The 25848-nt window shown below is 67.8% G+C and carries 23 protein-coding genes and 3 tRNA genes; 10 read left to right on the forward strand and 16 right to left on the reverse strand.

Annotation, left to right across the window (positions count from 1 at the left end):
* Positions 1-37: 37 nt before the first annotated feature.
* From VG502_RS15240 to VG502_RS15260, 5 genes are all read right to left on the reverse strand, one after another.
* Positions 38-111: transfer RNA gene (locus tag VG502_RS15240), tRNA-Met, on the reverse strand.
* A 27-nt stretch (positions 112-138) separates the two neighbouring features.
* A tRNA-Thr gene (locus VG502_RS15245) sits at positions 139-211 on the reverse strand.
* A 74-nt stretch (positions 212-285) separates the two neighbouring features.
* On the reverse strand, positions 286-1146 hold the full coding sequence (locus tag VG502_RS15250; RefSeq protein ID WP_325550923.1) for a MaoC family dehydratase: 861 nt from the start codon (positions 1144-1146) through the stop codon (positions 286-288).
* Between the two features lie 7 nt (positions 1147-1153).
* On the reverse strand, positions 1154-2521 hold the full coding sequence (locus VG502_RS15255) for a 3-oxoacyl-ACP reductase (protein ID WP_325550924.1): 1368 nt from the start codon (positions 2519-2521) through the stop codon (positions 1154-1156).
* 67 nt (positions 2522-2588) lie between these two features.
* Positions 2589-3869, reverse strand: a complete 1281-nt coding sequence (locus VG502_RS15260; RefSeq protein ID WP_325550925.1) for an acetyl-CoA C-acetyltransferase — start codon at positions 3867-3869, stop codon at positions 2589-2591.
* 80 nt (positions 3870-3949) lie between these two features.
* Between VG502_RS15260 and VG502_RS15265 the strand changes: the two genes are divergently transcribed.
* Together VG502_RS15265 and VG502_RS15270 are read left to right on the forward strand one after the other, a co-directional pair.
* Positions 3950-4645 carry a TetR/AcrR family transcriptional regulator gene (locus VG502_RS15265; RefSeq protein ID WP_325550926.1) on the forward strand — a complete coding sequence of 232 codons (696 nt, stop codon included), beginning with the start codon at positions 3950-3952 and terminating at the stop codon, positions 4643-4645.
* A gap of 21 nt (positions 4646-4666) precedes the next feature.
* Positions 4667-6574 carry an acyl-CoA dehydrogenase family protein gene (locus VG502_RS15270; protein ID WP_325550927.1) on the forward strand — a complete coding sequence of 636 codons (1908 nt, stop codon included), beginning with the start codon at positions 4667-4669 and terminating at the stop codon, positions 6572-6574.
* On the opposite strand, the gene VG502_RS15275 is transcribed toward VG502_RS15270, so the two are convergent.
* Positions 6552-8345 (reverse strand): alkaline phosphatase family protein, encoded by a 1794-nt coding sequence (locus VG502_RS15275; protein ID WP_325550928.1) that lies wholly within the window; start codon positions 8343-8345, stop codon positions 6552-6554. The two genes, VG502_RS15270 and VG502_RS15275, sit on opposite strands and share 23 nt — an antisense overlap.
* Positions 8346-8592: 247 nt before the next feature.
* Here VG502_RS15275 and VG502_RS15280 point away from each other — a divergent pair, with 247 nt between their 5' ends.
* Positions 8593-9117, forward strand: a complete 525-nt coding sequence (locus VG502_RS15280; RefSeq protein ID WP_325550929.1) for a GNAT family N-acetyltransferase — start codon at positions 8593-8595, stop codon at positions 9115-9117.
* A gap of 14 nt (positions 9118-9131) precedes the next feature.
* Here the strand turns inward: VG502_RS15280 and VG502_RS15285 are convergent, their stop codons facing one another.
* The 6 genes from VG502_RS15285 to VG502_RS15310 all read right to left on the reverse strand — a co-directional run bounded on the left by VG502_RS15285 (position 9132) and on the right by VG502_RS15310 (position 14151).
* A complete protein-coding gene (locus VG502_RS15285) occupies positions 9132-10604 on the reverse strand; it encodes an MFS transporter (protein ID WP_325550930.1) in 1473 nt (490 codons plus the stop codon).
* Between the two features lie 104 nt (positions 10605-10708).
* Positions 10709-11017, reverse strand: coding sequence for an Ada metal-binding domain-containing protein (locus VG502_RS15290; protein WP_325550931.1), 309 nt, complete (start codon positions 11015-11017; stop codon positions 10709-10711).
* Entirely contained in the window at positions 11014-11634 is a 621-nt protein-coding gene (locus tag VG502_RS15295) for a methylated-DNA--[protein]-cysteine S-methyltransferase (RefSeq protein WP_325550932.1), read from the reverse strand. The genes VG502_RS15290 and VG502_RS15295 overlap by 4 nt, the downstream gene beginning before the upstream one ends.
* Positions 11631-12128, reverse strand: coding sequence for an RNA polymerase sigma factor (locus VG502_RS15300; protein WP_325551001.1), 498 nt, complete (start codon positions 12126-12128; stop codon positions 11631-11633). Before VG502_RS15300 ends, VG502_RS15295 begins: the two co-directional genes overlap by 4 nt.
* A gap of 137 nt (positions 12129-12265) precedes the next feature.
* Complete coding sequence (cspE, locus tag VG502_RS15305; protein WP_325550933.1) at positions 12266-12469, reverse strand: transcription antiterminator/RNA stability regulator CspE; 204 nt, start codon at positions 12467-12469, stop codon at positions 12266-12268.
* Between the two features lie 260 nt (positions 12470-12729).
* Positions 12730-14151 (reverse strand): DHA2 family efflux MFS transporter permease subunit, encoded by a 1422-nt coding sequence (locus VG502_RS15310; protein ID WP_325550934.1) that lies wholly within the window; start codon positions 14149-14151, stop codon positions 12730-12732.
* A 74-nt stretch (positions 14152-14225) separates the two neighbouring features.
* Between VG502_RS15310 and VG502_RS15315 the strand changes: the two genes are divergently transcribed.
* Positions 14226-15098 carry a DMT family transporter gene (locus VG502_RS15315; RefSeq protein ID WP_325550935.1) on the forward strand — a complete coding sequence of 291 codons (873 nt, stop codon included), beginning with the start codon at positions 14226-14228 and terminating at the stop codon, positions 15096-15098.
* Between the two features lie 55 nt (positions 15099-15153).
* On the opposite strand, the gene VG502_RS15320 is transcribed toward VG502_RS15315, so the two are convergent.
* Positions 15154-15237, reverse strand: a tRNA-Tyr gene (locus VG502_RS15320).
* A 230-nt stretch (positions 15238-15467) separates the two neighbouring features.
* Here VG502_RS15320 and VG502_RS15325 point away from each other — a divergent pair.
* The gene (locus VG502_RS15325) at positions 15468-15965 is read left to right on the forward strand and encodes a YajQ family cyclic di-GMP-binding protein (RefSeq protein WP_325550936.1); all 498 of its coding nucleotides are present in this window, start codon (positions 15468-15470) and stop codon (positions 15963-15965) included.
* A 9-nt stretch (positions 15966-15974) separates the two neighbouring features.
* On the opposite strand, the gene VG502_RS15330 is transcribed toward VG502_RS15325, so the two are convergent.
* Positions 15975-16574: a TetR/AcrR family transcriptional regulator gene (locus VG502_RS15330; protein ID WP_325550937.1), complete on the reverse strand. Its 600-nt coding sequence runs from the start codon at positions 16572-16574 to the stop codon at positions 15975-15977.
* A 136-nt stretch (positions 16575-16710) separates the two neighbouring features.
* On the opposite strand from VG502_RS15330, the gene VG502_RS15335 reads away from it, so the two are divergent.
* The 5 genes from VG502_RS15335 (at position 16711) to VG502_RS15355 (ending at position 22554) form a co-directional block, all read left to right on the forward strand.
* Positions 16711-17511, forward strand: coding sequence for an SDR family oxidoreductase (locus VG502_RS15335; RefSeq protein ID WP_325550938.1), 801 nt, complete (start codon positions 16711-16713; stop codon positions 17509-17511).
* A complete protein-coding gene (locus VG502_RS15340) occupies positions 17511-18497 on the forward strand; it encodes an NADPH:quinone oxidoreductase family protein (RefSeq protein WP_325551002.1) in 987 nt (328 codons plus the stop codon). The genes VG502_RS15335 and VG502_RS15340 overlap by 1 nt, the downstream gene beginning before the upstream one ends.
* Positions 18498-18522: 25 nt before the next feature.
* Positions 18523-19278: a 3-oxoacyl-ACP reductase FabG gene (gene fabG / locus VG502_RS15345; RefSeq protein ID WP_325550939.1), complete on the forward strand. Its 756-nt coding sequence runs from the start codon at positions 18523-18525 to the stop codon at positions 19276-19278.
* Positions 19279-19414: 136 nt separating this feature from the next.
* The gene (locus VG502_RS15350) at positions 19415-19621 is read left to right on the forward strand and encodes a hypothetical protein (RefSeq protein ID WP_325550940.1); all 207 of its coding nucleotides are present in this window, start codon (positions 19415-19417) and stop codon (positions 19619-19621) included.
* A 59-nt stretch (positions 19622-19680) separates the two neighbouring features.
* Positions 19681-22554, forward strand: coding sequence for a helix-turn-helix transcriptional regulator (locus VG502_RS15355; RefSeq protein WP_325550941.1), 2874 nt, complete (start codon positions 19681-19683; stop codon positions 22552-22554).
* On the opposite strand, the gene VG502_RS15360 is transcribed toward VG502_RS15355, so the two are convergent.
* Together VG502_RS15360 and pepN are read right to left on the reverse strand one after the other, a co-directional pair.
* Positions 22543-23358: a serine hydrolase gene (locus VG502_RS15360; RefSeq protein WP_325550942.1), complete on the reverse strand. Its 816-nt coding sequence runs from the start codon at positions 23356-23358 to the stop codon at positions 22543-22545. The two genes, VG502_RS15355 and VG502_RS15360, sit on opposite strands and share 12 nt — an antisense overlap.
* Positions 23355-25844, reverse strand: coding sequence for an aminopeptidase N (pepN, locus tag VG502_RS15365; protein WP_325550943.1), 2490 nt, complete (start codon positions 25842-25844; stop codon positions 23355-23357). The genes VG502_RS15360 and pepN overlap by 4 nt, the downstream gene beginning before the upstream one ends.
* Positions 25845-25848: the final 4 nt, after the last annotated feature.

A 25848-nucleotide genomic window follows, 5' to 3' on the forward strand; every position in this document is an offset into this window, starting at 1 on the left:
AGTTACTTTGTCTGTGAAGCGAATATGTCTGTCGTTGTAGCGGGGGCGGGGCACGATCCCGCGACCTCACGATTATGAGTCGTGCGCTCTAACCAGCTGAGCTACCCCGCCTCGGGCGGATGGATGATGGTCCATCAGAGCCCCCAAACGGAATCGAACCGTTGACCTTCTCCTTACCATGGAGACGCTCTACCGACTGAGCTATAGGGGCCTGCCTGTCCGAGCGCGACGAGTCGTCGCTCTGCTCGGGCAGCGCAGCGAAAAGGCTACCGTAGGCCTCTTCGATCACGAAATCGGCGCAACCTCCCCGCGGGCCAGCACGGTCCCCTTGCGGTTGTTGCGCAGCGCCAGATCCCATGATTCCGCGGTTTGGTGCGCCACGAGACGCGTGGTCCCGGGGATGAGCACCGGCTTGCGGAAGGACATCCGGGCGACATACGCATCGGGCAGGCGGTTCTCGATGGCGGCGAGCATCGCCGCTTGGCTCCACATACCGTGCACGATCGTGCTCGGGAAACCCATCGCCTTGGCGGTGACGGAGTTCATGTGGATCGGGTTGACGTCGCCGCTGACGGCCGCGAAGCGGCGCCCGAGGCTGCTGGGCAGGCGCCAGATCATCCCCGCGCCGTCCGGAGCCTCCGACTCCTCCGGGCGCTCCGGCACGTCCCCGTCGATCTTCTGGCCGCGATAGAGGTATGTCGCGAGGCCCTCCCACACCAGCTCGTCACCGACGTGGGCCTGTGAGACCACGTCGACCTGCACGCCGCTCTTGTGCGGGCGGGCGTTGGTCGCCCAGGTCGACAGGTCCAACGGCTCGCCGAGTCGGATCGGCCGGCGCACCGTGAGGGTGTTGTCGAGATGCACACTCCCCATCAGTGGATAGGGGTAGCTCTTGTCCGCGAAAAGCGTTACCTGCAAAGGGAATACGAGGTTGTGCAGGTATGTCGCGGGCAGTTGCTCGCGAAGCGTGAAACCACACACGTGGTCATAGTCCGCGAGCGCGTCCGGGTCGACCTGCACCCCGCGTCGGACCACCTGGATGTCGGGCAGCCCACCCTTCCCGTTGTGCGCCTTGGAGGTCGCTACGGCGCGGGCGAAGATCTTCGGCAGGCTCGGGGCCGACTTGAGCTCGATGACTTTCGTCATACTCGCCTCAAGCGCCCAGTTGGCTCTGGCCGCAGACACGCAGCACCTGGCCGGTCACGCCGGCCGCGCCGGGCTCGGCGAAGAAGGCGATCGCCTCACCGACGTCGGTCGGGCTGCCGCCCTGCAGCAGGGAGTTGAGCCGGCGGCCCACCTCGCGGGTGGCGAACGGGATCTTGGCGGTCATCTCCGTCTCGATGAAACCGGGCGCGACCGCGTTGACGGTGATCTCCCGATCGGCGAGGTTCTGCGACAGCTGACGGACCATGCCGATGACGCCGGCCTTGGACGCCGCGTAGTTCGACTGGCCGCGGTTGCCACCGATGCCGCTGATCGAGGCGACGCCGATGATCCGGCCACCCTGGGCCAGGCCGCCCTGGACCGACGGGTCGAGGAGCGTCTTGTTGATGCGGAACTGCGAACGCAGGTTGACGTCGAGCACACTGCCCCAACGGCTTTCGTCGGTGTTGACGAAGAGCTTGTCGCGCGTGATGCCGGCGTTGTGCACCATCACGTGCAGCTTGTCGCCCTTGCGTGCGACAGCCTCGGCGATGCGGGCACCGGCATCCTCGGCGGTGACATCGAGCTGCAGCGCGGTCGCGCCAAGCTGGTTGGCCACCTTGCTGAGCGAGTCACCGGCGGCAGGGATGTCCACGAGGATCAGCGTCGCACCGGCGCGGGCGAAGACCTTGGCGATCTCGGCGCCGATGCCACGAGCGGCTCCGGTGATGACGGCGATCCGGCCGGCCAGCGGGTGCCGCCAGTCGGTCGCATCCGGGACATCGGCGGCGCGCACGCGCACTGGCTGGCCCGAGACGTATGCCGAGCGGGAGGACAGGAAGAAGCGCAGCGGCGCCGCGAGTACGGACGGGTCGTGCTGCGCGTCCTGGTCGACCCACAGCAGGTTGGCCGTGCTGCCGCGCAGCATCTCCTTGCCGATGGAGCGGGTGATGCCCTCGAGCGCCTGCTGGGTGGCGGCGGCCTCGGCGTCCTCGAGTTCGGCCGGCGGGGTGCCGATGATGACCAGGCGCGCGGACGAGCCGAGCTTCTTGATCGCCGGGGCGACGGTGGTGCGCAGCTCGTCCAGCTGGTCGAGGGTGCGCGCGGCGCTGGCGTCGAAGACGATCGCGCCGAGCTTGCTGTCGTATGACGCCTCGGGCGACGCCTCCACCACGTCGGCACCGGACGCCTTGATGATGCCGGTCGCAGCGGCGGCAACCGGCGCGTCACCGATGCCCGCGACGGCGGCGGGCCCACCGAGCAGGTCCTGGCCCTCTTCGTAGCGGCGCAGCCGCGCCGGCCGGGGCAGACCCAGCTGTCCGGCGATCTTCTTGCCGACCGGGTTGGTGTTGACGAGGTTCGAATAGGTGTCGGTCATGCTTTCTGTCGCTCCTCTTTCCTTGCCTGCTGGCCTCGCAAGCTCGTGTCCTTGGCTCGGTCGGAGCTCATCGGCAAGCCTCCAAAATTGCCACGACGCCGAGTCCACCGGCGGCGCAGATGGAAATGAGTGCACGGCCGGAGCCCTTCTCGTGCAACATCTTTGCGGCGGATGCGACGATCCGGCCGCCGGTTGCGGCGAAGGGGTGCCCCGCTGCGAGCGAGGAGCCGTTGACGTTGAGCTTGGTCCGGTCGATCGCGCCGAGGGGCGCGTCCAGACCGAGCTTCTCCTTGCAGAACTCCGGGCTCTCCATCGCGGCCAGGTGGCACAGCACGGTGGAGGCGAACGCCTCGTGGATCTCGTAGAAGTCGAAGTCCTGCAGGGTCAGATTGTTGCGCTGCAGCAGCCGGGCGATGGCGTACGGCGGGGCCATCAGCAGGCCCTCGTTGCCGGTCACGTAGTCGACACCGGCGGTCTCGCCGTCGACGAAGCGGGCCAGCGGGGTGATCCGGTGCTCGTCGGCCCACTCACGCGAACCGAGCAGCACCGCGGAGGCGCCGTCGGTGAGCGGCGTGGAGTTGCCGGCGGTCATCGTGGCACCCTCGCCCTTACCGAAGACCGGCTTCAGCTTGGCCAGCTTCTCCGGGGTGCTGTCGGGGCGCAGGTTGTTGTCCTTGGTGACGCCCAGGTAGGGCGTCAGCAGGTCGTCGAAGAAGCCGCGGTCGTAGGCGGCGGCGAGGTTCTGGTGGCTGCGCGCGGTCAGCTCGTCCTGCGCCTCACGGGTGATGCCCCACTCCTTGGCGGTGATCGCCTGGTGCTCGCCCATCGACAGGCCGGTGCGCGGCTCGCCGTTGGTCGGCTGGTCCGGCGCGAGCTGGCCGGGGCGGATCTTGGTCAGTGCCGAGATGCGCTGCTGCGGCGTCTTGGCGTAGTTGACCTTCATCAGGGTCCGGCGCAGTGAATCGTTAACTGCCAGAGGCGCATCCGAGGTCGTGTCGGAGCCGCCTGCGATGGCGGAGTCGATCTGGCCGAGTGCGATCTTGTTCGCGGTCAGGATGGTCGCCTCGAGCCCCGTGCCGCACGCCTGCTGCACGTCATACGCCGGGGTCGTGGGCGACAGATGCGAGCCGAGCACCGACTCGCGGGTCAGATTGAAGTCACGCGAGTGCTTCAGCACCGCGCCGGCGGCGACCTCACCGAGACGTTCGCCGACCAGGCCATAGCGCGAGACGAGGCCGTCGATGGCCGCGGTCAGCATGTCCTGGTTGGAGGCCTTGAGGTACTTGCCCCCGGACCGGACGAACGGGATGCGGTTGCCACCGAGGACGTAGACGTCGCGAACACTCATTGAGGATCTCCCATTGATTCTCTGAAACTTACCGATACCGAGAGTAGCAGGTACAGCGCGTTTCGGATACTCTCGCTGGTATGACGCCTCCGCAGGACCCCCGAGTCGCTGCTCGTGTGGACGGCCGTGATGCCCGCTGGACCGAGCATCGCGAGCAGCGCCGACGCGAGCTGACCGACGCGGCATTGCGCGCCATCCGCAAGCACGGCGCCACGGTCGGGATGGACGAGATCGCCGCCGAGGCCGGCACCAGCAAGACGGTGATCTACCGCCATTTCGGTGACCGGCTCGGGCTCTACCTCGCCGTGTGCGCCAGCGTCGACAGCAATGTGCTCGGCGATCTGCAGCAGGCACTCACACACGCCGGCGACGGATCCGGCACCACTGCGCTCGCCGGCGATTCGCGAGCGGTGGTCGAGGCTGTCATCGACAGCTATTTCGTTCAGGTCGAACGCGATCCGGAGGTCTACCGGTTCGTGGTCCGCCGGCCCGCGCTGAACGTCTCCCCCGAGGACGACCCGGTCATCGGGATCAGCGACACCATCGCCGACGTGCTGCAACCGATCTTCGCCGAGGCACTGCGCACTGCCGGCCGGCCGACCAGTGCGGCGCGTATCTGGGCCCATGGCCTGATCGGCTTCGTTCGGGAGTCCGCCGACCGCTGGCTGGCCGATCCCGACCGTCCGCCACGACCCGTCGTCGTCCGGCACATGGCGGATTTCGCCACTTATGGGTTGACTGGGGCCCTCGGCCTCGACAAGAACTCTCCCCGCTGAACAAGCCTGAAGGAGTACGACATGACCGACAGCACTGCCGATCAGTTGCGCGACGTCCTCGATGGTCGCTGGATCGAGCTGCGCCGGCGCGCCCGCACCGAACTGCCTGCCGAGCTGATGCTCGCGCCGGCCGGCCTGTCCGTCGAGGAGCACCGCGAACACACGACCTCCTCCCTGCTGAAGCTCGCCGAGCTCGGCTACGGGCGCGCCGGATTCCCCGCGGCATACGGCGGTGAGCTCGACTACGCCTCGTCGTGCGTGCTGTTCGAGATGGAGGCCTTCGGTGATCTGTCGCTGTTGGTGAAGACCGGCGTCCAGTTCGGGCTCTTCGGCGGGGCCGTCGCCCGACTCGGCACGCACCGCCACCACGCGGCATACCTCGAGGACATCATGTCCGCGCGACTGCTCGGATCGTTCGCGATGACCGAGGTCGGCCACGGCAGCAATGTGCAGGCCCTGGAAACCACTGCGACGTATGACGATTCGACCAAAGAGATCGTCATCAACACACCGACCGACAGTGGTGTGAAGACTTATATCGGCAACGCCGCGCGAGACGCCCGGATGGCCGTCGTCTTCGCGCAGCTGCTGACCGGCGACGAGAACCACGGCGTGCACGCGGTCCTCGTGCCCGTGCGCGACGACGCCCGAAATCCGATGCCCGGCGTCACCATCGGCGACAACGGCCCCAAGGGCGGCCTCCCGGGCGTGGACAACGGGACGTTCTCCTTCGACCACGTGCGCGTGCCGAAAGCCAACCTGCTCAACGCATTCGGCGACATCGACGACGACGGGCACTACGTCTCCGACATCGACAACGCGAACCGCCGGTTCTTCACCATGCTGGGCACGCTCGTGCGCGGACGTGTCTGCGTCGGCGGCGGGTCGGGTGCCGCGGCGAAGAAGGCCCTGGCGATCGCGCTGCGCTACGGCACGACCCGTCGGCAATTCGCCGCCAGCGATGACCAGGACGAGATCGTCGTGCTGGATTACCTTGCGCACCAACGGAAATTGCTGCCCCGACTGGCCAAGTCCATCGCACTCAGCTTCGCCCAGAACGCCGTGACCGAGCGCCTGCAGGAGTTGCAGGGTGGGGCGCCGGATGCCGAGCGCGACCCGGAGGGCCAGCGCGAGTTGGAGTCACGCGTCGCCGGGTTGAAGGCCGTGACCACCTGGCACGCGCTCGACACGATCCAGGCGTGCCGCGAGGCCTGCGGCGGCGCCGGTTACATCGGCGAGAACCAACTCACCCAGATGCGCGCCGACGTCGACGTCTTCACCACCTTCGAGGGCGACAACACCGTCCTGCTGCAGCTGGCCGCCAAGGGGCTGCTCACCGATTACAAGGCCATGTGGGGTGACCTCGACGTGCCGGGCATGGTCGGCAAGATCGCCGGTCAGGTGGGCGAGCGCATCGTGGAGCGCACGACGGGCCGGGCCGGCATACAGCGGCTGATCGACGCCGCCACCGGCCGGGACGACGAGACCGCCACCGACAGCCTCGCGTGGGCCGGCTCGATGTTCGAGCAGCGTGCCGATCACGCGCTGGAGACGCTCGGCAACAGGTTGCGAAAAGCGACCAAGGAGAACGCTTTCGAGCTGTTCAACAATGCGCAGGACCACGTGCTGTTCGCCGCCCGAACCCACATCGACCGGTGTGTGCTCGAGGCCGCAGTCGCTGCGCTCGAGCCGATGGCGGACGGCCCGGCCAGGGACCTACTGGAACGTGTGCTGATCCTCTACGCACTCAGCTCGATCGAGGAGGACAAGGGCTGGTTCATCGAGCACGGGCGCATCACCACGACCCGCAGTCGCGCGGTCACCGCATCCGTCAACTCGCTGTGCCGGGAACTGCGGGCCCACGTGCCGACGCTGGTTGATGCGCTCGGCGTGCCCGACGACCTGATCACCGCACCGATCGTGCAGTGACGCCCGGCAACACTCGGGTGCCCTCGACCCGAACTGCGCTGAGCTGCTTGGGGTTGAGGCCGAGCAGTTCGAGGATGGTCGGAGCGACCTGCGTGGTCTCGACGGGCGCGGACTCGACGCCGGCCCGCGCGCCGGCGCCGCTGATCAGCAGGAGCACGTGCCGGTCACCGGAATTCATGCCGCCGTGCTCGGCCAGTTTGGAGGAGCCGCCGTAGACGATCCCCTCCTGAACCTTGCCGAACACGTCGGGGTAGTGACCGTTGTCGACCGGCACACCGAAGAAGTGGGCTGCACCGGCACCAGCCCACACCCGGGCCAGACCCGAATGCTGGACCGTGACCGGCCGCTTGTTGACGTCATACCCCTGGGCGGTGTGGCTCCACAGGTAGCCCTCGACGAATTCGTCTGCGACCACTGAGTTGTCGGAGAGGTAGGACTGCCAGAGGTCGTCGTTCGTCCCGGCAACGATGAGCTTGGCATTGCCCGGATGCGTCTTGTGCCAGGCGGCATTGATCGCGTCGACAATGGGGCCGTCCGGCACGGTGGTGAGCTTGTTCGGGTCCTGGGGGGACTGGCCGTGCTTGGCGGTGACAATGATCGTGGTCGAACTCGCCAGACCGTCCTGGTGGACCCGCGAGACCAGCAGGCCGAGTTGCGCGTCGACGTAGTCCAGGGCGCTCGAGACGACCGGACCGGGCACCAGTTGTCCGCCGACCCACTGGTAGCCGCCGGGCTGCAGAGCGCTCGTCGTATACGTGCCATCGGCACGCTTGATCAGCGTCGTCGAGGTCGAGCGGCTCTTCTGCGCGACAGAGAGCGCCTGGAAATTCATGCCGAAGATCGCCGGAGCACCCACCACTTTCCTGCCCGAGTGGTCGCGACCGTTGATCTCGTTGAGAACGGCGTTCACCTTGTAGCCGTCGTACTGCTTGGTGGCGGCGTCGATGTGAGCCCAATCATCGTCCTGCGGATACGGCACACCATTCGGCTCGACGGCCTGCGAGTCGATCTCCGGCCCGAAGTAGTCGTCGATGCTCCTGCCGTTCGAGCCCGGACCGTTGAAGGACAGATAGACGGCGTGCTTGTCCGACCAGGCCGTTCTCAGTCCGGCCCGGTGGACGACCTGGAAGATCGTGTTGTCGCCCAGGTAGTCCCACGGCGCGATGCTCTTGCAGGTCGCCGGATCGACGGGGAACGTCGAGCTGTTGAACGACGAGGCATTGTTCTGCAGGTCCATGATCGCAGCGGGGTTCTTGTCGACACCGTGCGCGTAGATCGAACCGTTCTCGTCGAATGACGGAAATGTCCCGTTCGCCGGGTTGATCAAGTCCTTCACGGTGGCCAGGGCATCGTCCGGGGAGTCATAGACGACGTCGCCGCCCGTGGCAGGCTTGCCCGGGGTACAGGCGACGCCCGGCTGGTCGGTCGTGTGGCTGTATTCGACGTCGTAGTAGACGCCCGTCGTCCGGGGGTTGCCGCCTGTCATCAACGCGGTGCCGCCCGGATCGGAGTCGGACGGGTTCGAGGTCGCGGCGTGCGTGTATTGGAGCCCGGTGTGGGTCAACTTGGCGAGCGTCGAACCGGGGTGGTGGGCGACATACCAGTCCAGGTCGCTCTGATGCATACCGTCGACCGAGATCAGCAGGACGTGCTGCGGCTGTGCGGTCCGGTGGTGGCTCGGCGCCGCGTGTGCTGTTGCGGCCGTGGCGGCGCCAACGCTGACGGCGGCAGCGGCGGCCAGTGTCATGGCCGTGGTGCGGTGACGATGCATCAACAATCTCTCTTCCGGTGATGACCCCGAGTGCTCGCCAACACCATCGGCCCAAGCTGGGACGCTGCTTCAAGCACGGCCAACGGCGTGTGAACCCCAGCCGAATGCTCCGGGTTCACGCCGCACCGGTCGATGCGCTCGGCGTGCCGGACGACCTGATCACGGCGCCGATCGTGCACTGACCGTGATCTCGTGAACCGGTGTACGCCTCAGCTTCCGATACCTCGCTCACGGCTAGGGTTGCCTGGTGACTGCCTCGTCCCCACTGTCAGAGCCGACCGGCGACAGCGCTGTTCGCCTCGTCCGGCTGACCGAAGCCGACACCCGGTGGCGCGACATCCTGATGACCCACGAACTGCCGGCCGAACAAAGTCGATTCGCCGCAACGGCATCGACCTCGCTCCCCCTCGGCGATGCCGACCCGAATCGTGTCTCCGTCGCGATCGTCGTGGGGGACGTGCCCGTCGGCATGTTCGCCCTGGATCGCGACGGCTATCTGCGCGAGTTCGACCCTGATCCGAAGGCCATCCTGCTGCGGGCCTTCTACGTGGCTCCCGCGCACCAGGGTCGTGGCTACGCGCGTGCCGCCGTTGCCCAGGTCGCCGACTTCGTGCGTGCCCACGCGCCCGAGATCAATCGCGTGGTGCTGACGGTCAATCAGGCGAATCCGGCAGCGATCCGCAGCTACCTCGCCAGCGGGTTCTCCGATACCGGCGAGATGTACCTGGGCGGGGACGCCGGACCGCAGCACGTTTTCGAGACCCTCGTCTGATCGACTCCGCGCTCTCAGTGCTGCTCCTCGACCGAGTGGGAGTCGGTCAGGGTGAGGGCGCCGAGGGTGGCGATGGCTCCGACCACCGCTGCGAGCACCAGGTAGGTCACGCGCTCGCCGTGGAAGAACGACGCCACCAGGCTGCTGCTCCATGCACCGGCCGGCAAGGTCGCGGTGACCAGCGCGGCGATCAGCGTGCCGACGATCGCGGTGCCGACACTGGTGCCGACTTCCTGGGCAGTGTCGTTCAGCGCGGTGCCGATCGACGTGCGGTTGGCCGGCATCGCGTCCACGAGGGCGACCGCACAGATGGTCATCACGGTGCGCAGGCCGACCGTCATCACCACCATCGAAGCTGCGATGGCCAGGTAACCGTGCTCGACGCCCCACGCCATACCGAGGAGGGAGCCGCCGAGACAGGCCGCGCCGACGAGGCAGGCGATGCGGTGACCGAAACGCTTGCCGAGCCACTCCGACAGTGGAGTCGCCACCAGCATGGTCACGATCATCGGCAGGTTCGCCAGACCGGCGCGGACCGGGCTCCAGCCGTAGGCGTACTGGAAGTGCAGGATCAGGCCGAACATCACCGCTGCCATCGCGATCGCGGTGCCGATCTGCGCGAGGATCGCGCCACGCACCGTGCCGTTCGACAGAACCGACAGGTCGAGCATGGGTGCCTTGCTGGTGCGCTCGCGCCATACCCAGGCGATGCCGGCGACGAGGGCGCCGGCGATCGACGCGAGGGTCGCTGCCGACAGCCAGCCGTGCTGGACGCCACTGGTCAGTGAGTAGCAGGCGAGGCCGATCATCGTGATGCTGAGAGCCGCGCCGGGCAGGTCGAGCCGGTCACTGGTCAGTCCGTCGCGGTCGTCGGGGGCGACGCCGCGCCATACACCGACGGCGGCGATCAGCGCGATCGGCGCGTTGACGACCAGCAGCCACTCCCAGCGGATGTGCGCCAGCGCGGTGCCGCCGAGCAGCGGGCCGAGGATGAAACCGGACATGCCGACGACGATCATCACCGTCATCGCCCGCATCCGCAGCGCCTTGTCGTCGAAGAGGCGGAAGACCAGCGAGTTGGTGATCGGTGCCATCGCGGCGGCCGGTATGCCGAGCGCGGCGCGCAGTGCGATGAGCTGGCCGGTCGAGTCCACGAACACGACACCCAGGCTGAGCAGCCCGAAAAGGCCGAGTCCGATGAGCAGCACGCGACGGCGCCCGAAACGGTCGGCGATCGAGCCGGCCGTCAGCAGCAGGCCGCCGAAGGTCAGTGAGTAGGCGCCGGTCACCCATTGCAGCGCGGTCGTGCCACTGCCGAGGTCGCGACCGATGGTCGGCAGCGCGATCGACAGCAGGGTGTTGTCGACCATCTCGACGAAGAACGCCAGGCAGAGCGCAGCCAGCGGGATCCAGGCGGCGCGGATCGATGGATATGTGCGTGAACCGGGTGTTCTCGTCGGGGGTGGTGCGAGAGTGGCGTTGGTCATGGTGGCCTCCTGGGCGGGCTCGAGGGACTCGGTCTGCCCAAGAAGCTAGGGAGCGCCGCTTTCAGTGCGGTTTCGATGCGCCTTCACCGGTTTCCCGGCGGGTTTCAGGCGGGCGGCCCCTGCTGCTGGTTCTTCCAGACCCGGTACTTCTCGCGCAGGCAGGTTCCGCATGGCCGGAATCCTGCGGCGATCGCGGTGGATTCGTCCGCGAAGAAGACTCGATGCTCCACGTAGCCACCCTGACGAAGGGCTCGTAGCGCCGACGGGCAATCGAGCCGGCCGTAGATATGACCCAGGCGGTTGCCGCCGAGCACACCAGGAACGTCCGATCCGTAGGGGATGCCGTCTGGGCCGAGCAGGGTGAATCGTTTTGCGCCGGAATCGCTTTCGCTCCGGTCGATCGACGTGCTCATCGGACCGCACCTTCCATGGTGAGCAACGTCGTCTTGGCGTCGACGCCCCCGACATACTGTCCGTAGGAGCCGTCGCTGCGCACGACCCGGTGGCACGGCACGACGATCGGCAGTGGGTTCGTCGCGCAGGCGGTGCCGACCGCGCGCACCGCACGCGGTCGCCCGACCAGCTTCGCGATCTCGCTGTATGACGCGGTGCTGCCGTACGCGATCGTCGGCAGGCTGCGTTGCACCTCGTCGCGGAACCCTGAGGACAGTGAGTGGTCCAGTGCCAGGTCGAAAACGGTGCGGCGCCCGATGAAGTATTCGTCGAGCTCGCGTGCGGCGTCGTCCAGTCGGGCCGGGGTCCGCAGGATGCGCGAACTCACCCGCTGCGCGATCGTGTCGAGCACTCGCTCGAACTCCTCGCGCTCGTACGCCACCCGGAGCAGACCACGCTCGGTCGCGACCAGCAGCAACGTGCCCAGTGGTGTGTCGACCGTGCGGTAGGTGACGTCGAGCAGGTCGTCGTTCGCTGCTCTGCGCACCAATTCGCTGCGCAGAGAGTCCATTTCGTCCGCACCGACCGGGAACGCGGCGGCGACGTCGAAGGTCGGAGTGTTGTTGGTGTCCATCATCGTGATCCTTCCCCAGGTGCGCTAGCGCCGTACGTCATCCGCAATCTCTTGATGCCGTCGGCGGCCGATCTGCGGACCGCTTCCGCGGTGCCGCCGATGAGTTCGGCCGTCTCCTTGTGCGGCAGCCCGCCGACGTAGTGGTAGGCAACGGCGAGGCGCTGGCGCTCGGGCAGTGCCGCGACTGCGGACCACAGGTCCGTGTCCGACTCGTGCGGGATGCCGTCCGTACTCGGTGCCGACGTCGGTGGGTCATCGACCGGCACCGGTTGCCGCTTGCGCACCCGGGTCACGTCGATCGCCTTGCGATGGGCGACCCGCACCAGCCACGCCTCGACGTTGGTGTCGTCCGGCAGATCCGGCCATGCACGCAGCGCGGCCAGGAACGTCTCGGACCACGCGTCGTCCGCATCGGCCGTCGCACCGAGAACTGCGCGGCATACCCGCAGCACGGTCGGACCGTGCGCGTCGATCGCATTCTCGAAGGGTTGCTTCATCATCACCGGGTAGACGCTCGGGACTCGGCAAACGTGAGGTTCGGGCCGCAGAGCTGTGATCCAGGGGGAACGAAAGAGGCGGGCGCCTCCGGGAATTCCCGGAGACGCCCGCCTCGTTTCAGCGATTCAGGTGTGAATCAGAGAGCGCGAACGTTCTCGGCCTGCGGGCCCTTCTGGCCCTGGGCGGAGTCGAACTCCACACGCTGGTTCTCCTCGAGCGACTTGTAGCCGGAGCCGCTGATTGCGGAGAAGTGGACGAACACGTCCGGGCTTCCGTCCTCGGGGGCAATGAAGCCGAAGCCCTTTTCCGCGTTGAACCACTTGACGGTTCCTGTTGCCATATTGGCGATTCCCTTCGGTAACTTCCGGACCGTGCACCTTGCGCGGACCGGGGCCAAACGTTGACGTCAAATATGTCGGACATGGAGTCGTCAATACTTTTTCGTCGAGCGCTGCGTAGATCCAGCGCGCTCAAGACGTGAAGGAACAACTGCAAACAACTGCTGACCGCTGAACAGTCTACCTGCCATCGGGGACAGACGCGGCACTCCGGGCGGCCGGGTCTCACGCAACAGGACCCGTGGCGCGCGCACCGAGTGCTTCACGTCGTCCTCACCGGGGTCGCTGCAGCCCGGCGTAACCCGACAGCAGCAAGAACTCCCCCGGCCAGCACGAGAGCGGCGCACCACCACAACGATGCGCGATACGAGTGCCCGACCGCGACGGCGTCCCGATACGCCGTTCCGGACAAACCGGTGAGCAGGGGCAACACCGCGACCGCGATGAGGCCGGCCGTGCGCGACACCGCGTTGTTGATGCCGCTCGCCAGCCCCGATTGGGCGTCCGGCACAGCCGCCAGCACGGCGCCGGTGAGCGGGGCGACGAGCACTGACAGGCCGAGGCCCATCACCAGCACGCCGGGCAGGATCTGGCGCAGGTATGACGGGTCGTCCGGCGCGAGCGCCAGCCAGGCGAAGCCCACCGCGAGCACGGCGGACCCAGCGACCATCAGCGGACGAGCGCCGAATTTCGTTGCGAGCGAACCGAATCGAGACGCCAGGAAGAACATGAGCACTGAGACCGGGACGGTCGCCGCCCCGGCTTGCAGCGGTGTCCAGCCCGCACTGACCTGCAGGAAGATCGCCAGGAAGAGCATCGCGCCGGTGAGCGCCGCATAGACGAAGAGTGTGACGAGGTTGATCACCGAAAAATCGCGCGAGGCGAACAAGCGGGGCGGCACCATCGGGTGCGTCGTGCGCAACTCGACCAGGACGAACGCCATACCGGCGAGCACGCCGATCACGAGCGCGCCCAGAGTGGTCGCGGACGCTCCCGTGTCGGGCCAGGCGGTCAGTGCCCAGGTGATGCCGGCCAGTGCGACCGGTGCCAGCAGGACCGCCGACCAGTCGAGGCGGTGCGATGCCGCGGGGTCTCGTGTCTCCGGCGCGGCACGGAGCAACCAGAGCACGATGGCGGCGATCGGCGGGTTGATCCAGAACGCGATGCGCCAGTCGATGCCGACCAGCCAGCCCCCGACGACGGGGCCGCCCGCAGTCGCGATGCCGAGAGTGCCGGTCCACGCGCCGACCGCCCTCATCCGATCCTCCTTGCGGAAGGAAGCCTGGAGCATCGCCAGCGAGCCCGGGGTGAGCAGCGCCGCGGCCACGCCCTGCAGGACGCGGGCGGCCACGAGCAGCTCGATGGTCGGACTCAGCGCCACCAGTGCCGACGCGACCGCGAAACCCGCTACACCCCAGCCGTAAACGCGCTTGCGACCCAGTCGGTCGCCCAGCGAGCCGCCCACCAGGATCAGCGAGGCGAGCGCGAGCGTGTAACCGTTGACCACCCACTGCAACCCGGCGAGGTCGGCATCCAGGTCGTCGCCGATGTGCGGTAGGGCGACATTCGCGATGGTGCCGTCCAGGAAGCCGAGCCCGGACCCGAGCACCGTCGTCACGAGCAGGCGGCGTCCGGCCGGCTCGTTCATCGCGAGCAGCCGGGTCGGCTCGGTGTCGACGGTCACGTGCAGGTCAAGGCGGACGCGGCCGCAGGCATTCCCCGTCAAATGCCCGACCCGCGTTCGATAGCGTCGAGCCGGTGACGGCATCCGCTCTGACCATGGTCCTCAGCGCGGCGGTGTTGCACGCCATCTGGAACATCGCCGCGAAGCGCGTCGCCGACGGCGGATACCTCTTCGTCTTCTGTTACGCGGCGCTGTCGGCGGTGCTGTGGCTGCCGATCGGGATGGTGGTTCTCGCACGCAGCGACTCCGGACTCGGTGTGGCGTTGCTGGGTGCGTCGGCGCTCTCGGGTGTGCTGCACATCGCCTACGGCCTCGCGCTGCAAACCGGCTACCGCAAGGGTGATCTCAGCGTCGTCTACCCGGTCGCCCGCGGGACGGGTCCATTGCTCACCATGCTCTTCGCGATCCTGGTGCTGGCCGAACGACCGGGGACGATCGCAGTCGTCGGTGGATTCGTCATCGTCGCCGGCGTGGCCGTCGTCGCGTCGGCCCGTCCGCCCGGCGGATCCGGTCGCCATACGCGGTCGGCCCTGAAGGGAGTGCAGTGGGGCGCACTCACCGGTCTCGCCATCGCGTCATACACGCTCTGGGACGACCACTCGATGTCGGAGCTCGCACTCCTGCCGATCCCCTACTTCGCGCTCAGCACTGCGTGGCAGAGCCTGCTGATGGCGCCCGGGCTGGGTGGCCGGTGGGCCGGACTCGGACTTGTGGCCCGGCGGGACTGGCGCGAAATCGTATGTGTCGCAGTGCTTTCCCCACTCGCCTACATCCTCGTACTACAGGCGATGACCACGACATCGGTCGCGCTGGTCGCGCCCGTGCGCGAGTCGAGCATCGTGGTCGGGTCACTGCTGGCGTGGCGACTCTTCCATGAGCCGGCTCCGGCGCGGAAGTTCGCCGGCGCCGTCGTGGTGCTCGCCGGCATCACCCTCATCGCCGTATGACGGCCGGTCCGGCACAGCCGAAAGCCCCGGCGAGATCGCCGGGGCTTTCGGGCACTGGTGCCAGGTCTAGGATTCGAACCTAGGTAGCTTTCGCGACGGATTTACAGTCCGCTCCCATTGGCCGCTCGGGCAACCTGGCGTGGAGGCTTATTCTGCGTCCGCAAGAGCGTCAGCAAGCTGCCGCCATGCCGACGCAGCTCAAGCTCGCTGTGCTTGTTCAGAATAAACTTCTTTGGTGCGTGGACGAGGATAACAAGCATCGGGCGGCATGGGCCAATCGGCGTCCCCCACCCGTCATACCGGCTCCCGCGCGGCATACTCGGGGCGAGCGCAATGAACTTCAATGCACCCGCCCGAAGGAGCAGCACCATGGCCGACTCGTCGTTCGACATCGTCAGCAAGACCGACAAGCAGGAGGTCAGCAACGCACTGAACCAGGCGGCCAAGGAGATCTCCACCCGCTACGACTTCCGCAACGTCGGGGCATCGCTGGAGTGGTCCGGCGAGACCATCCTGATGAAGGCGAACTCCGAGGAGCGGACGCTCGCCGTGCTCGACGTGTTCCAGACCAAACTGGTCAAGCGTGGCGTCTCGCTGAAGTCGCTCGAACTGTCGCACGACGGTGAGCCGCAGCTGTCCGGCAAGGACTACCGCCTCGAGGCGACCCTGAAGGACGGCATCAGCCAGGAGAACGCCAAGAAGATCTCCAAGCTCATCCGCGACGAGGGCCCGAAGTCGGTCAAGTCGCGCATCGAGGGCGACGAGCTGCGCGTCACCAGCAAGTCCCGCGACGACCTGCAGGAGGTCCAGCGCCTGCTCAAGGGCGCCGACCTGGATGTCGCGCTGCAGTTCACGAACTACCGCTGACGCTCCGGGCTACTCAGCACGGGCTCCCGCCATGCGCAGCGCCATCTGCGCACTGTGCTCGGCGATGCGCTGCGGCGGCCAGGCCTTGCTCTCGTCATACCAGCGGGCGACGTCGATCGACATGCCCATGATCGCGTTCGTCGTCATACCGACGTCGGCGCAGTCGAATTCGCCGGTGGCGACCCCTGCCGTCACCACCCCGCGGATGAGCTCCTGTATGTCGTGGCGGAGTGCGTCGATCGCGGCGCGATGCTCGGGTGTGAGGGCGGCGAGCTCGTAGTTGACGACGCGTGCGAGCGTGTGGTCGGTCGTGTGTCCGTGGACGAAACGGCGGATCATCGCAGCCAGTTGCGCGGTCGGGTCCGCCGCGGTCGCCCCGGCGTCACGCAGAGCGGCCAGGGTGGCCTGGTGTCCCTCCAGCGAGATCGCGAAGAGCAGCGACTCCTTGGTGCGGTGGTGCACGTAGACAGCCGCAGGCGACATCCCGGCCGCCGCGGCGATGTCACGCGTCGTCGTGCCGTGAAAACCCTTGGCACCGAACGCATCCCGAGCGGCATCGAGCAATCTGCGCTGTGTGGCGCTCGGCGGGACCTCCACCGGCTCGGCCATCGCGTTCCCTCGTCGTCGACTCACGCCGGACTGTTGCCGGTGCGTTGACGAGCATGCCGCAGCGTGCGACGCTAAGCAAGCGCTTAGTAGCGTGCCATCGGCGCGCCGCCCATTGACCGAGTCCGAAGGAGCCATGGTGCCCAGACCACTCACGACCTGGCAGGACCAACGAGTGGTGGTCACCGGCGCTGCGCGAGGCATCGGTGCGGCGATCGCCGAACGGCTCGCCTCGCTCGGAGCACGCGTGCTGGTGACCGACTTGCTCGAGGACGAGCTCCAGCGAACTGCGGATCACATTGGCGCACAGTCGCTTTCGGCCGACATCTCGACCGAGGACGGTGTGCGCTCGGTCGTGGAGGGCGCGCGCGAGATCCTCACCGGCATCGACGTCTGGGTCGGCAATGCCGGCGTCGCACGGGGATCCGGCCTCGAGAGCCCCGACGCGGACTGGGAGATCTCCTGGTCGGTCAATGTCCTGGCCCACGTACGGGCGTCGCGGCTGCTCCTACCCGAGTGGCTGGAACGCGGGTCCGGGCGATTCGTCGTCACCGCATCCGCCGCCGGGCTGCTGACGGTGCTGGGCCAGCCGTCATACGCGGTGACCAAGCACGGTGCCGAGGCTTTCGCCGAGTGGCTGGCGGTCACCTACGGGCACCGCGGCATCGACGTGCACGCGATCTGCCCGCAGGGCGTGCGCACCGACATGTACCCCGGCCCGGGCAACGATCCGGTCGCCGCAGTCATCGGCCACGACGGTGCCCTCGAGCCGGCCGATGTGGCTGAGACTCTCGTGAATTCCCTCGCGAACGGCGAGTTCCTGGTCCTGCCACACCCGGAGGTGAAGGACTACTTCGCGATGCGCGCGGCCGACACGGACAAGTGGCTCAAGGGTATGCAGCGGCTGCAGGCTCGGGTCGACGAAGCAGGAGAAGCGTGATGCAGGCATGGCAGGTGCAGGAGCTGGCGAAGCCGGCGGAATCATTGGAGCCGACCGAGGTGGCTGCCCCGGAGCCGAAGGCCGGTCAGGTCCAGGTCAAGGTGCGCAGCGCCGCACTCAACTTCCCCGACGTCCTGATGTGTCAGGGGCTCTACCAGGTCCGTCCGGAGCTGCCCTTCACCCCCGGCGCCGAACTCTGCGGTGAGATCACCGCTCTCGGCGAAGGCGTCACCGATCGCAAGGTGGGCGACCGGATCATCGGGATGGCGGCCCTGCCACACGGCGGATTCGCCGAGATCGCCCTGATGCCAGCGGACAGCGCACTCGCACCGGAGGACCTCGACGACGACGCGGCGGCGGTGCTGACCATCGGCTACCAGACGGCGTGGGCGGCCCTGTTCCACCGCGCGCAGCTGAGCAAGGACGACATCGTGCTCGTCCAGGCAGCGGCCGGTGGGGTGGGTTCGGCCGCGGTGCAGCTGGCGAAAATCAACGGCAACCGAGTGATCGCCATCGCCGGCGGACCCGAAAAGACCGCAGCCGCAAAGGCATTGGGCGCCGATGTGGTGATCGACCGCAGAGTCGAGGATGTGGTCGCCCAGGTGAAGGCCGCAACCGACGGACGTGGCGCCGACGTGATCTTCGATCCGGTCGGGGGCGATGCCTACGACCTGCTCGCCAAGTGTGTGGCCTTCGAGGGACGGATCGTCGTCATCGGCTTCTCCGGCGGCCGGATCCAGGCGCCGCCGCTCAACCATGTGCTGCTGAAGAACTACTCGATCCTCGGATTGCACTGGGGTTATTACCAAACGATGCGCCCGTCGGTCATCGCCGAGGGTTACGCGGAGCTCTCCCGGCTGGCTGCTGCCGGCAAGATCCGGCCGCTGATCAGCAGGCGGCTCGGTTTCGACGAGCTGCCGCAGGGCTTGACCGAGCTGGCCGAGGGCAGGACCGTCGGCCGACTGGTCTGGCACCCGACACGCTGAACCCAACGAAACACTCAGGAGAGAAATGACGGAGAAACGAACCGCCATCGTCACGGGATCGGCGCGCGGCATCGGCGCCGAGATCGCCCAGCGGCTGGCCGCCGACGGCCTCGCGGTCGCCGTACTCGACCTCGACGAGGGCGCCTGCCAGGCCGTTGTCGACGAGATCGCCGCTGCCGGCGGCACGGCCCTCGCCGTGGGTTGTGACGTCAGCGACGAGGAGTCCGTGGCGGCCGCGGTCGAGCGGGTCGCGACCGAGCTCGGCGCACCGACCGTGCTGGTCAACAACGCCGGTGTGCTGCGCGACAACCTCATCTTCAAGATGTCCGCCGACGACTGGGACACCGTGATGAACGTCCACCTGCGCGGCAGCTTCCTGATGACCCGTGCCGCCCAGAAGTACATGACCGAGGCGAAGTTCGGCCGCATCGTCAACCTGTCGAGCACCTCGGCCCAGGGCAACCGCGGCCAGGTGAACTACTCCGCCGCGAAGGCCGGCCTGCAGGGCTTCACCAAGACGCTGGCCGTCGAGCTCGGCAAGTTCGGCGTCACCGCCAACGCGATCGCGCCCGGCTTCATCGTGACCGACATGACCAAGGCGACCGCCGACCGCGTCGGCATCGACTTCGAGGAGTTCCAGCAACTGGCGGCCAAGGACATCCCGGTCCAGCGCGTCGGCCGTCCGGCCGACATCGCCAACGCGGCGTCGTTCTTCTGCGGCGAGGACGCCGGCTTCGTCAGCGGTCAGGTCCTGTACGTCGCGGGCGGCCCCTACGACTGATCGGTACGTGCCCTCCGTGGTGGGCACCCTCTGAGGTAGTACCTCAGGCGGGAAATAGGGCATCCGCCCGACGCGGCGGAGTACCTCAGGCGACGACTGTCGATGTCACAAGCAGAAGACATCGAAAGGCACGCTGATGAAGTACTCGTATTCCACCTCACCCATCGTCGACGCGGAGATCGCGTTCCGGCAGCAGCAGATCGCGCACGACTTCGCCGTCGCGCACGGCTGGGAGCTGAGCGTCCGACGTCTCTTCGGGCGCCGCCGCCGGCCGGCCGAGAAGCAGCCGGCGCCTCGGCCCAACGCCCAGGTGCTCACGCCCGGACGCCTCGGATGGCGCTGAACCTCGGCGGGTCGGTCTTGGCTGATCCGCCGGAGCCGGGGACAGGCAACAATGGTGCCGTGATCTCCGACCCCGCCCCCGATGGACCGATCTTCGGTCGCGCCCAGGAGATCGACGACTTCGCACGGTTGCTACGCGACCGGACGAAGTCGTCGATCACCCTGCTCGGCGGGGACGCCGGTATGGGCAAGACCCGACTGGTCCGGGAGGTCACCGCTCACTGCCGGCGGGCCGGCGGCGTTGCGCTGGTGGGGCGTTGCCTGGACCTCGGCGACGACGCCGCGCCATACCTGCCCATCACCGACATCGTGCGTACGCTGCGTGACCTGCCGACGATCGACGGCATCGTGTCGATCGATCGGCTCGCGCCGGCCGCCAGCCCGCGACCGATCGAATTCTTCGAAGCCATCGCTACGATGCTCGACGAACTCGCCGGTCGCGCGCCCGCGCTGGTGGTCTTCGAGGACGTGCACTGGGCCGACCGGTCCACCCGGGAGCTGTTGACCTATCTCTTCACCCACGGGGTCCCTGCCGGAGTCCACCTGGTCGCCACCTACCGCACCGACGACCTGCACCGCCGCCACCCGCTGCGCCCGTCGCTGGCCGAGTGGTCCCGGCTCCCCCAGGTACGACGAGTCCTGCTGGAACCACTGGAGATTGAGCCCGCCCGTGACCTGGTGCGGCACCTGCAACCCGAACTCGCCGACGATGCCGCCCGCCAGATCATCCGCCGTGCCGGCGGAAACCCGTTCTTCACCGAAGAACTCGTCGCCACCTCGATGTGCTGCGACCCCGACGAACCCTTCCTGCCGGCGGACCTCGCCGACCTGCTGCTCGTGCGGACCGACGCCCTGAGCGACGATGCGCGGCTCACCCTGCGCGCTGCGTCGGTCGCAGGCTCCGACGCGTCGGAGGACACGCTGCAGGGCCTCACCGAGCTGCCCACCGATCGCCTGCACACCGCGCTCCGGGCCGCCGTCGACGCGCATCTGCTCGTCACGAGCCGCACCGGACTCTTCGACTTCCGCCATGCATTGCTGGCCGAGGCCATGTATGACGATCTCCTTCCCGGGGAGCGCGTGCGCCTGCACGATCGACTCACCGATCTGCTTCTCGCGCAACCGGGTCCGGGCACCGCAGCCGCCGTCGCCCTGCACGCCGAACGCGCCGGCCGCTTCGCTGACGCCCTGCAGGCACGGGTGCTGGCCGGCCAGGAAGCCCTCGACAAGGCGGCGCCGGCGAACGCCGCCCGGCACTTCGAGAGCGCGATCGAGCTCGCCACCGGTCACCCGGAGCTGACCGAGGTCCCCGGTGATCTCTCCGAGCGTGCCGCCGAGGCACTGCTCGCCGCCGGCGATCCACATCGGGCTGCGGGCCTGATCCGGCACGTCCTCAGTGACTTCACCGGGACCAGCCTGGAGCGTGCTCGCCTGCTGCGGCTCTACCTGTCCGCGGTGCTGTTGACCGACATGCCGACGATGGAGGTCAAGCTCCGTGTCCCGGACCTGCCCGGCGAGGCCGACAAACTGCTCGACATCGCTATCGGCTGGGCCAGGGACGCCGACGACAACGTGTTGCTCGGCCAACTACTGGCCCTCAAGGCGCACTACCTGCTGGTCTTCGAGCGGCACGAGGAGTCGGCGGTCGCGGCCAATGACGCATTGACGGTGGGCCGCATCGTCGATGAGCCGTCGATCATCAGCGACGCGACGACCACGCAGGCGAAGCTCGACGGGCTCGCCGGAGACATGACCTCGGCGCTGGCGACCCTGCGGCAGGTTCGGGAACGGGCAGCGGCCGAGGACGACATCCGGGCGGAATTGCGTGCACTGCATCAGATCGCCGGCTTGCAGACCCGCACCGACCAGATCGCCGAGGCCGCCGACACCTATGCCGAGGCGATCCGCCGGGCCACCGAGGCGCACGCCGGCACCGAGATCTACGCGATCGACTCGATCATCTTCGCCGCGACTCTCGCGTCGAAGACGGGCGACTGGGCATCGGTCGATCGGTTGCTCGCTCGAACCGAGGACCTCCCGCCCCTGGCGCGGGCCTCTGCCGGCGCCGTGCGGCTGACGGTCGATGTCGCACGTGGCCGGTTCGACCAGGCGTTGTCCGCGCACGAGAAACTCCACGAGCACTGGCCGCGGGAGATGTTCATCCTGGTCAGCGATGCGGCCGGGACCATCGACCTGCTCGGGTTGACCGGTGATCTCGACGGCGCCTTCGCACTCTTCGACGAAGCCGTCGCCATCGTGCACAAGGTATGGCGCCTGTCGGTCTTCGACGCCCAGATCCGGATGGCGGCGCTGCTGCTGACCCACCTCGCCGACTCCATCGACGAAAGGCCGCGCTCGGCATCCGAATGGGCCACGCGCATCGCGCAGTTGGACCAGATGCTCGAAGCCGTGCTGTCCGTGCGCGGCTGGCGCGAGTCGCTGGGCGTCGAGTCACGTGCGTGGTTCGCCCGCGCCCGCGCCGAGTTGGCGCGTCTTGACGGCGACCACGAGCTAGCTGTCACCGAATACCAAGAGTCGATAAGGCAGTTCGACGATGCCGGATTCGTCTACGAGCGAGCAGTCGTCGAGTTCCTCCTGTCCCGCGAGTTGCAGGCGCACGGTGAACGATCCGAAGCACGGTCGCTGTCCGAGCGCGCACTTGCGACCGCTCGGCAGCTCGGAGCGGCACACCTCGTCAGGCAACTCCGCGGTCGGTCACGTGCCGAGAATCCCCGCGACAGCGCCCTCACACCACGCGAGCAGGACGTGCTGCACCTGGTCGCGGAGGGTATGACGAACGGCCAGGTCGCCGCCCGGCTCTTCATCAGCACCAAGACTGCCAGCGTCCACGTCTCCAACATCCTGGCGAAGCTGGGTGCGGCGACCCGCACCGAGGCGGTCGACCTCGCGCGCCAGCGCGCGCTACTGGACTGACTGATCCGGCTCCTGGGCGAGCCGGTCGCGGATCTCCGCGCCGATACGTCGCATTCGCGCCATCACCGATGCGACGCCGGGTGCCGAGTCGTCCGTCGGCCAGTTGGCGATCGCTGCGTAACCCACGGCGCGGTCACCGTCGCGAACCAGCCCGACATCGGCTCGGATGCCGTCGTCGGTGCCGGTCTTGTTGATCAGTGTCGGATGCCCCGTCCCGCCGATCGTGTTGTGCGCCAGCGGATCCTCGCCGAATGCGGAGGCAACCATCGACAGGTCGGTGCTCAGCGACATCCACTCCTCCACTCGGGGCGAGACGGTGCCGTCATACAGCCGACGCAGGTAGTGCACGAGCGAAGCTGCGCTGGCGCGCGAGAGCGTCGGCGGGGTGCCGGGCACCGAGCGGTCCCGTGCTTCGCCGCTCACATAGTCGAGCATCTCCATCGGCTTGGCGGCGATCGCATCCCCGTATGCCGCAACGGCATCCAGGCCGACCAGGTCGATCAGCACATTCGTCGCCAGGTTGTCGCTGACTGCGCCCACCAGCCGACAGGCGTCGACGACGGTGAGTTCCTCCTGGTCGAGCGTGTGCCACAGCCCCGAGTCGCGCACGAAGCGGGCACCGACCCTGCTGACCCGATGGTCCGCCGCCAGCTCCCCGGCATCGATCCGCCGGGCGACGTCGCCGAGGACGAGCAGCTTGCCGACCGATGCCGTCTTCAGGACCAGATCGGGCGACTGCTGGATCCACGGTGCCGCGTCGGGCTGGTCCAACCGCACCACCTGAACACTCCAGTGAATGCTCACTGCTGCGCACCGAACTTCTCCTGCGAGCGCAACTGCTCCCGCAACCTGCTGGTGCCGTCGACGAACGAACGCCGCACACCGGCGGGCAATTCACCGGCCAGGGCGTTCTCGGCGAGGTCGAGGGTTCGCTGCTCCACGACCGTGATGGGGTAACCGTCCGCGGCCAGCAGATGCAGCACCATGTCTCCGAGCCTGCTGGAGAGTTTCGGCAGCTCGTCGAAGAAGCGCTCGACATACGGTCGCGTGATCTCCTGGTCCGTCGCGCCGAAGAATGCGCTTGCGACCGCACCGAGTTCGTGACTGCTCGGGTTGTCCGACTCGGTCAGCTGCGACCACGCCCAGGCCTTCGCCTCAGCGGTCGGGACCCGGGTGCGCGCCGACAACGAGCGCAGCACACCGCTCACCGACGGGTCCTTGGCCCGCCAGTCATCGATCTCCGCGGCGTCCATCGCGCCGAGGGAGGCCAGCCGCCCGATGACGGACCAACGGAACTGGTCATCGTTCGCCAGAAAGCCGGGCAGTCCACGACCGGCGAGCCACTCGCGCAGCAGATCGATGTCCGCGGTGGTCCCCGACACGAGACGAGCTGCGGTCAACCGCCGCGAGTCGCCGGCGCCGGTCGCGTCGAAGACTCGATTCCCCGTGGCAGCAAGGCGATCCAGCGCAGCCGGCGTGTGCGCCACGGTCAGGAACTTGCCCGGGAGCCGACCGGCTGTCATGGTCGCGACAGCCTCCAGCAGCGGATCGACGTCCTCCACGGGCCAGGCCGCCTCGAAGGTGTCCAGCAACAGCGCCGGGTCGACGGTGCCGAGGGAGAGTCCGTTGAGCAACGATGACCAGACCACCCCGCGGGCAGTCGCATCATCGATGTTCGGCAGTTCCTCCGGCAGCTTCGCCTGTGTCGCGCCGTCGAGAGCGACGATCGCCCAGGTCCGGTCGGTTGCGTTGGGCAACAACAGGTTCGGTGACTCGGAGGACCGCAGGCCAGGAACCTCGGTGCGGTCGGAGTCGATGCGCACGTCTGCTTTCGCCACCCGCACGCCGCGCCGGTAGGCGGCGATATCGGTCACGTGTGGCCGCTGGGCCGGGAACTGCTCCGGGGTCGACCTGTTGATCACAACGGTGCCGCCGTCGGTGGAAGCCTCCAGGACGTCGGTGCCGGGCGTCAGCAGCCACGCCTGCGCCCAGTCGTCGACGTCCTGGCCGCTCTCCTCACTCATGGCGCGCAGGAAGTCCTGCAGGCTGGCGTTGCCGAACTCGTGTGTTCGCAGGTATTTCCGCACACCGGACAGGAACGTCTCCTCCCCGAGGTATGCCGCGAGCTGACGCAGCGCCGAAGCGCCCTTGGGGTAGGTGATGCCGTCGAGATTCTCCAGCGCGGCGTTCGCGTCGGGCGCGGGCGTCCCGGCGATCGGGTGGGTGGATGGCGCGCGGTCGGCGGCATACCCCCAGTTCTTGCGTATGGCGGAGAAGTCGATCCACGCCTCGGAGAACTCGGTCGCCTCGGCGGTGCCCTGCTGGGCAAGGAACTCCGCGAAGGACTCGTTGAGCCAGAGGTCGTCCCACCACTGCATGGTGACCAGGTCGCCGAACCACATGTGCGCCATCTCGTGGATCACCACCACCGCGCGCAGCAGATGCTCGGCCCGTGAGGCGTGGCCCTGGAAGACGAACTCGTCGCGCAGGGTCACACAACCGGGGTTCTCCATTGCACCCATGTTGAATTCGGGTACGAAGACCTGGTCGTACTTCCCCCACGGATAGCGGATGCCGTAGACCCGGTGGTAGTAGTCGAAGCCCTGCGCCGTGATGGTGAAGATCTCATCGGCCTGCTCGGCCAGCCGGTCGGCGAGTGTCCGGCGAACATAGATGCCGAGTGGGATCCCGTCGTGCTCGCCGGCCTGCATCGCGAACGGCCCCGCGCACACCGTGAAGAAATAGGTCGCGATCGGCCGGGTGGTCTCGAAGGTGTGCCACCCATCGCCGGCCGCGTCGTTCGCAGCACTCTTCGCCGCACCGTTCGAGATGACCGCCCAGTCCCGCGGTGCCTTGACCCGCACGCTGTATGGCGCCTTCAGGTCCGGCTGCTCGAAGCAGGCGTAGATCTTCCCCGCCGTCGACGAGGCGGGGCTGCCGTAGAGATATGCCTTGCCGTCCTGCGGGTCGATGGCCCGGTGCATGCCCTCGCCGTCGCGCACGTAGGCCATCGTCGCGTCGACCACCAGCTCGTTGTCGGCGGCCAGATGGTCCAGCCACAAGCGCCCGTCCTTGACCTCGGATGCGTCGATCGGCTTGCCGTTCAACGTTATTGAGTGGACTTCGAGCGGGCTGAGCTCCACGAAGGTCGACGTGCTCGGTGCGGAGCACGCGAAGCGGATGGTGGTGGCGGAGCCGAAGAGCTCGTCACCCCTGGTGAAGTCCAGCGACACGTCGTAGGAGTGGACGTCGACGAGGGAAGCGCGTTCTTCGGCCTCAGTGCGCAACAAGGAC

The organism is Flexivirga sp., assembly GCF_035551235.1.
GTDB lineage: Bacteria > Actinomycetota > Actinomycetes > Actinomycetales > Dermatophilaceae > Flexivirga.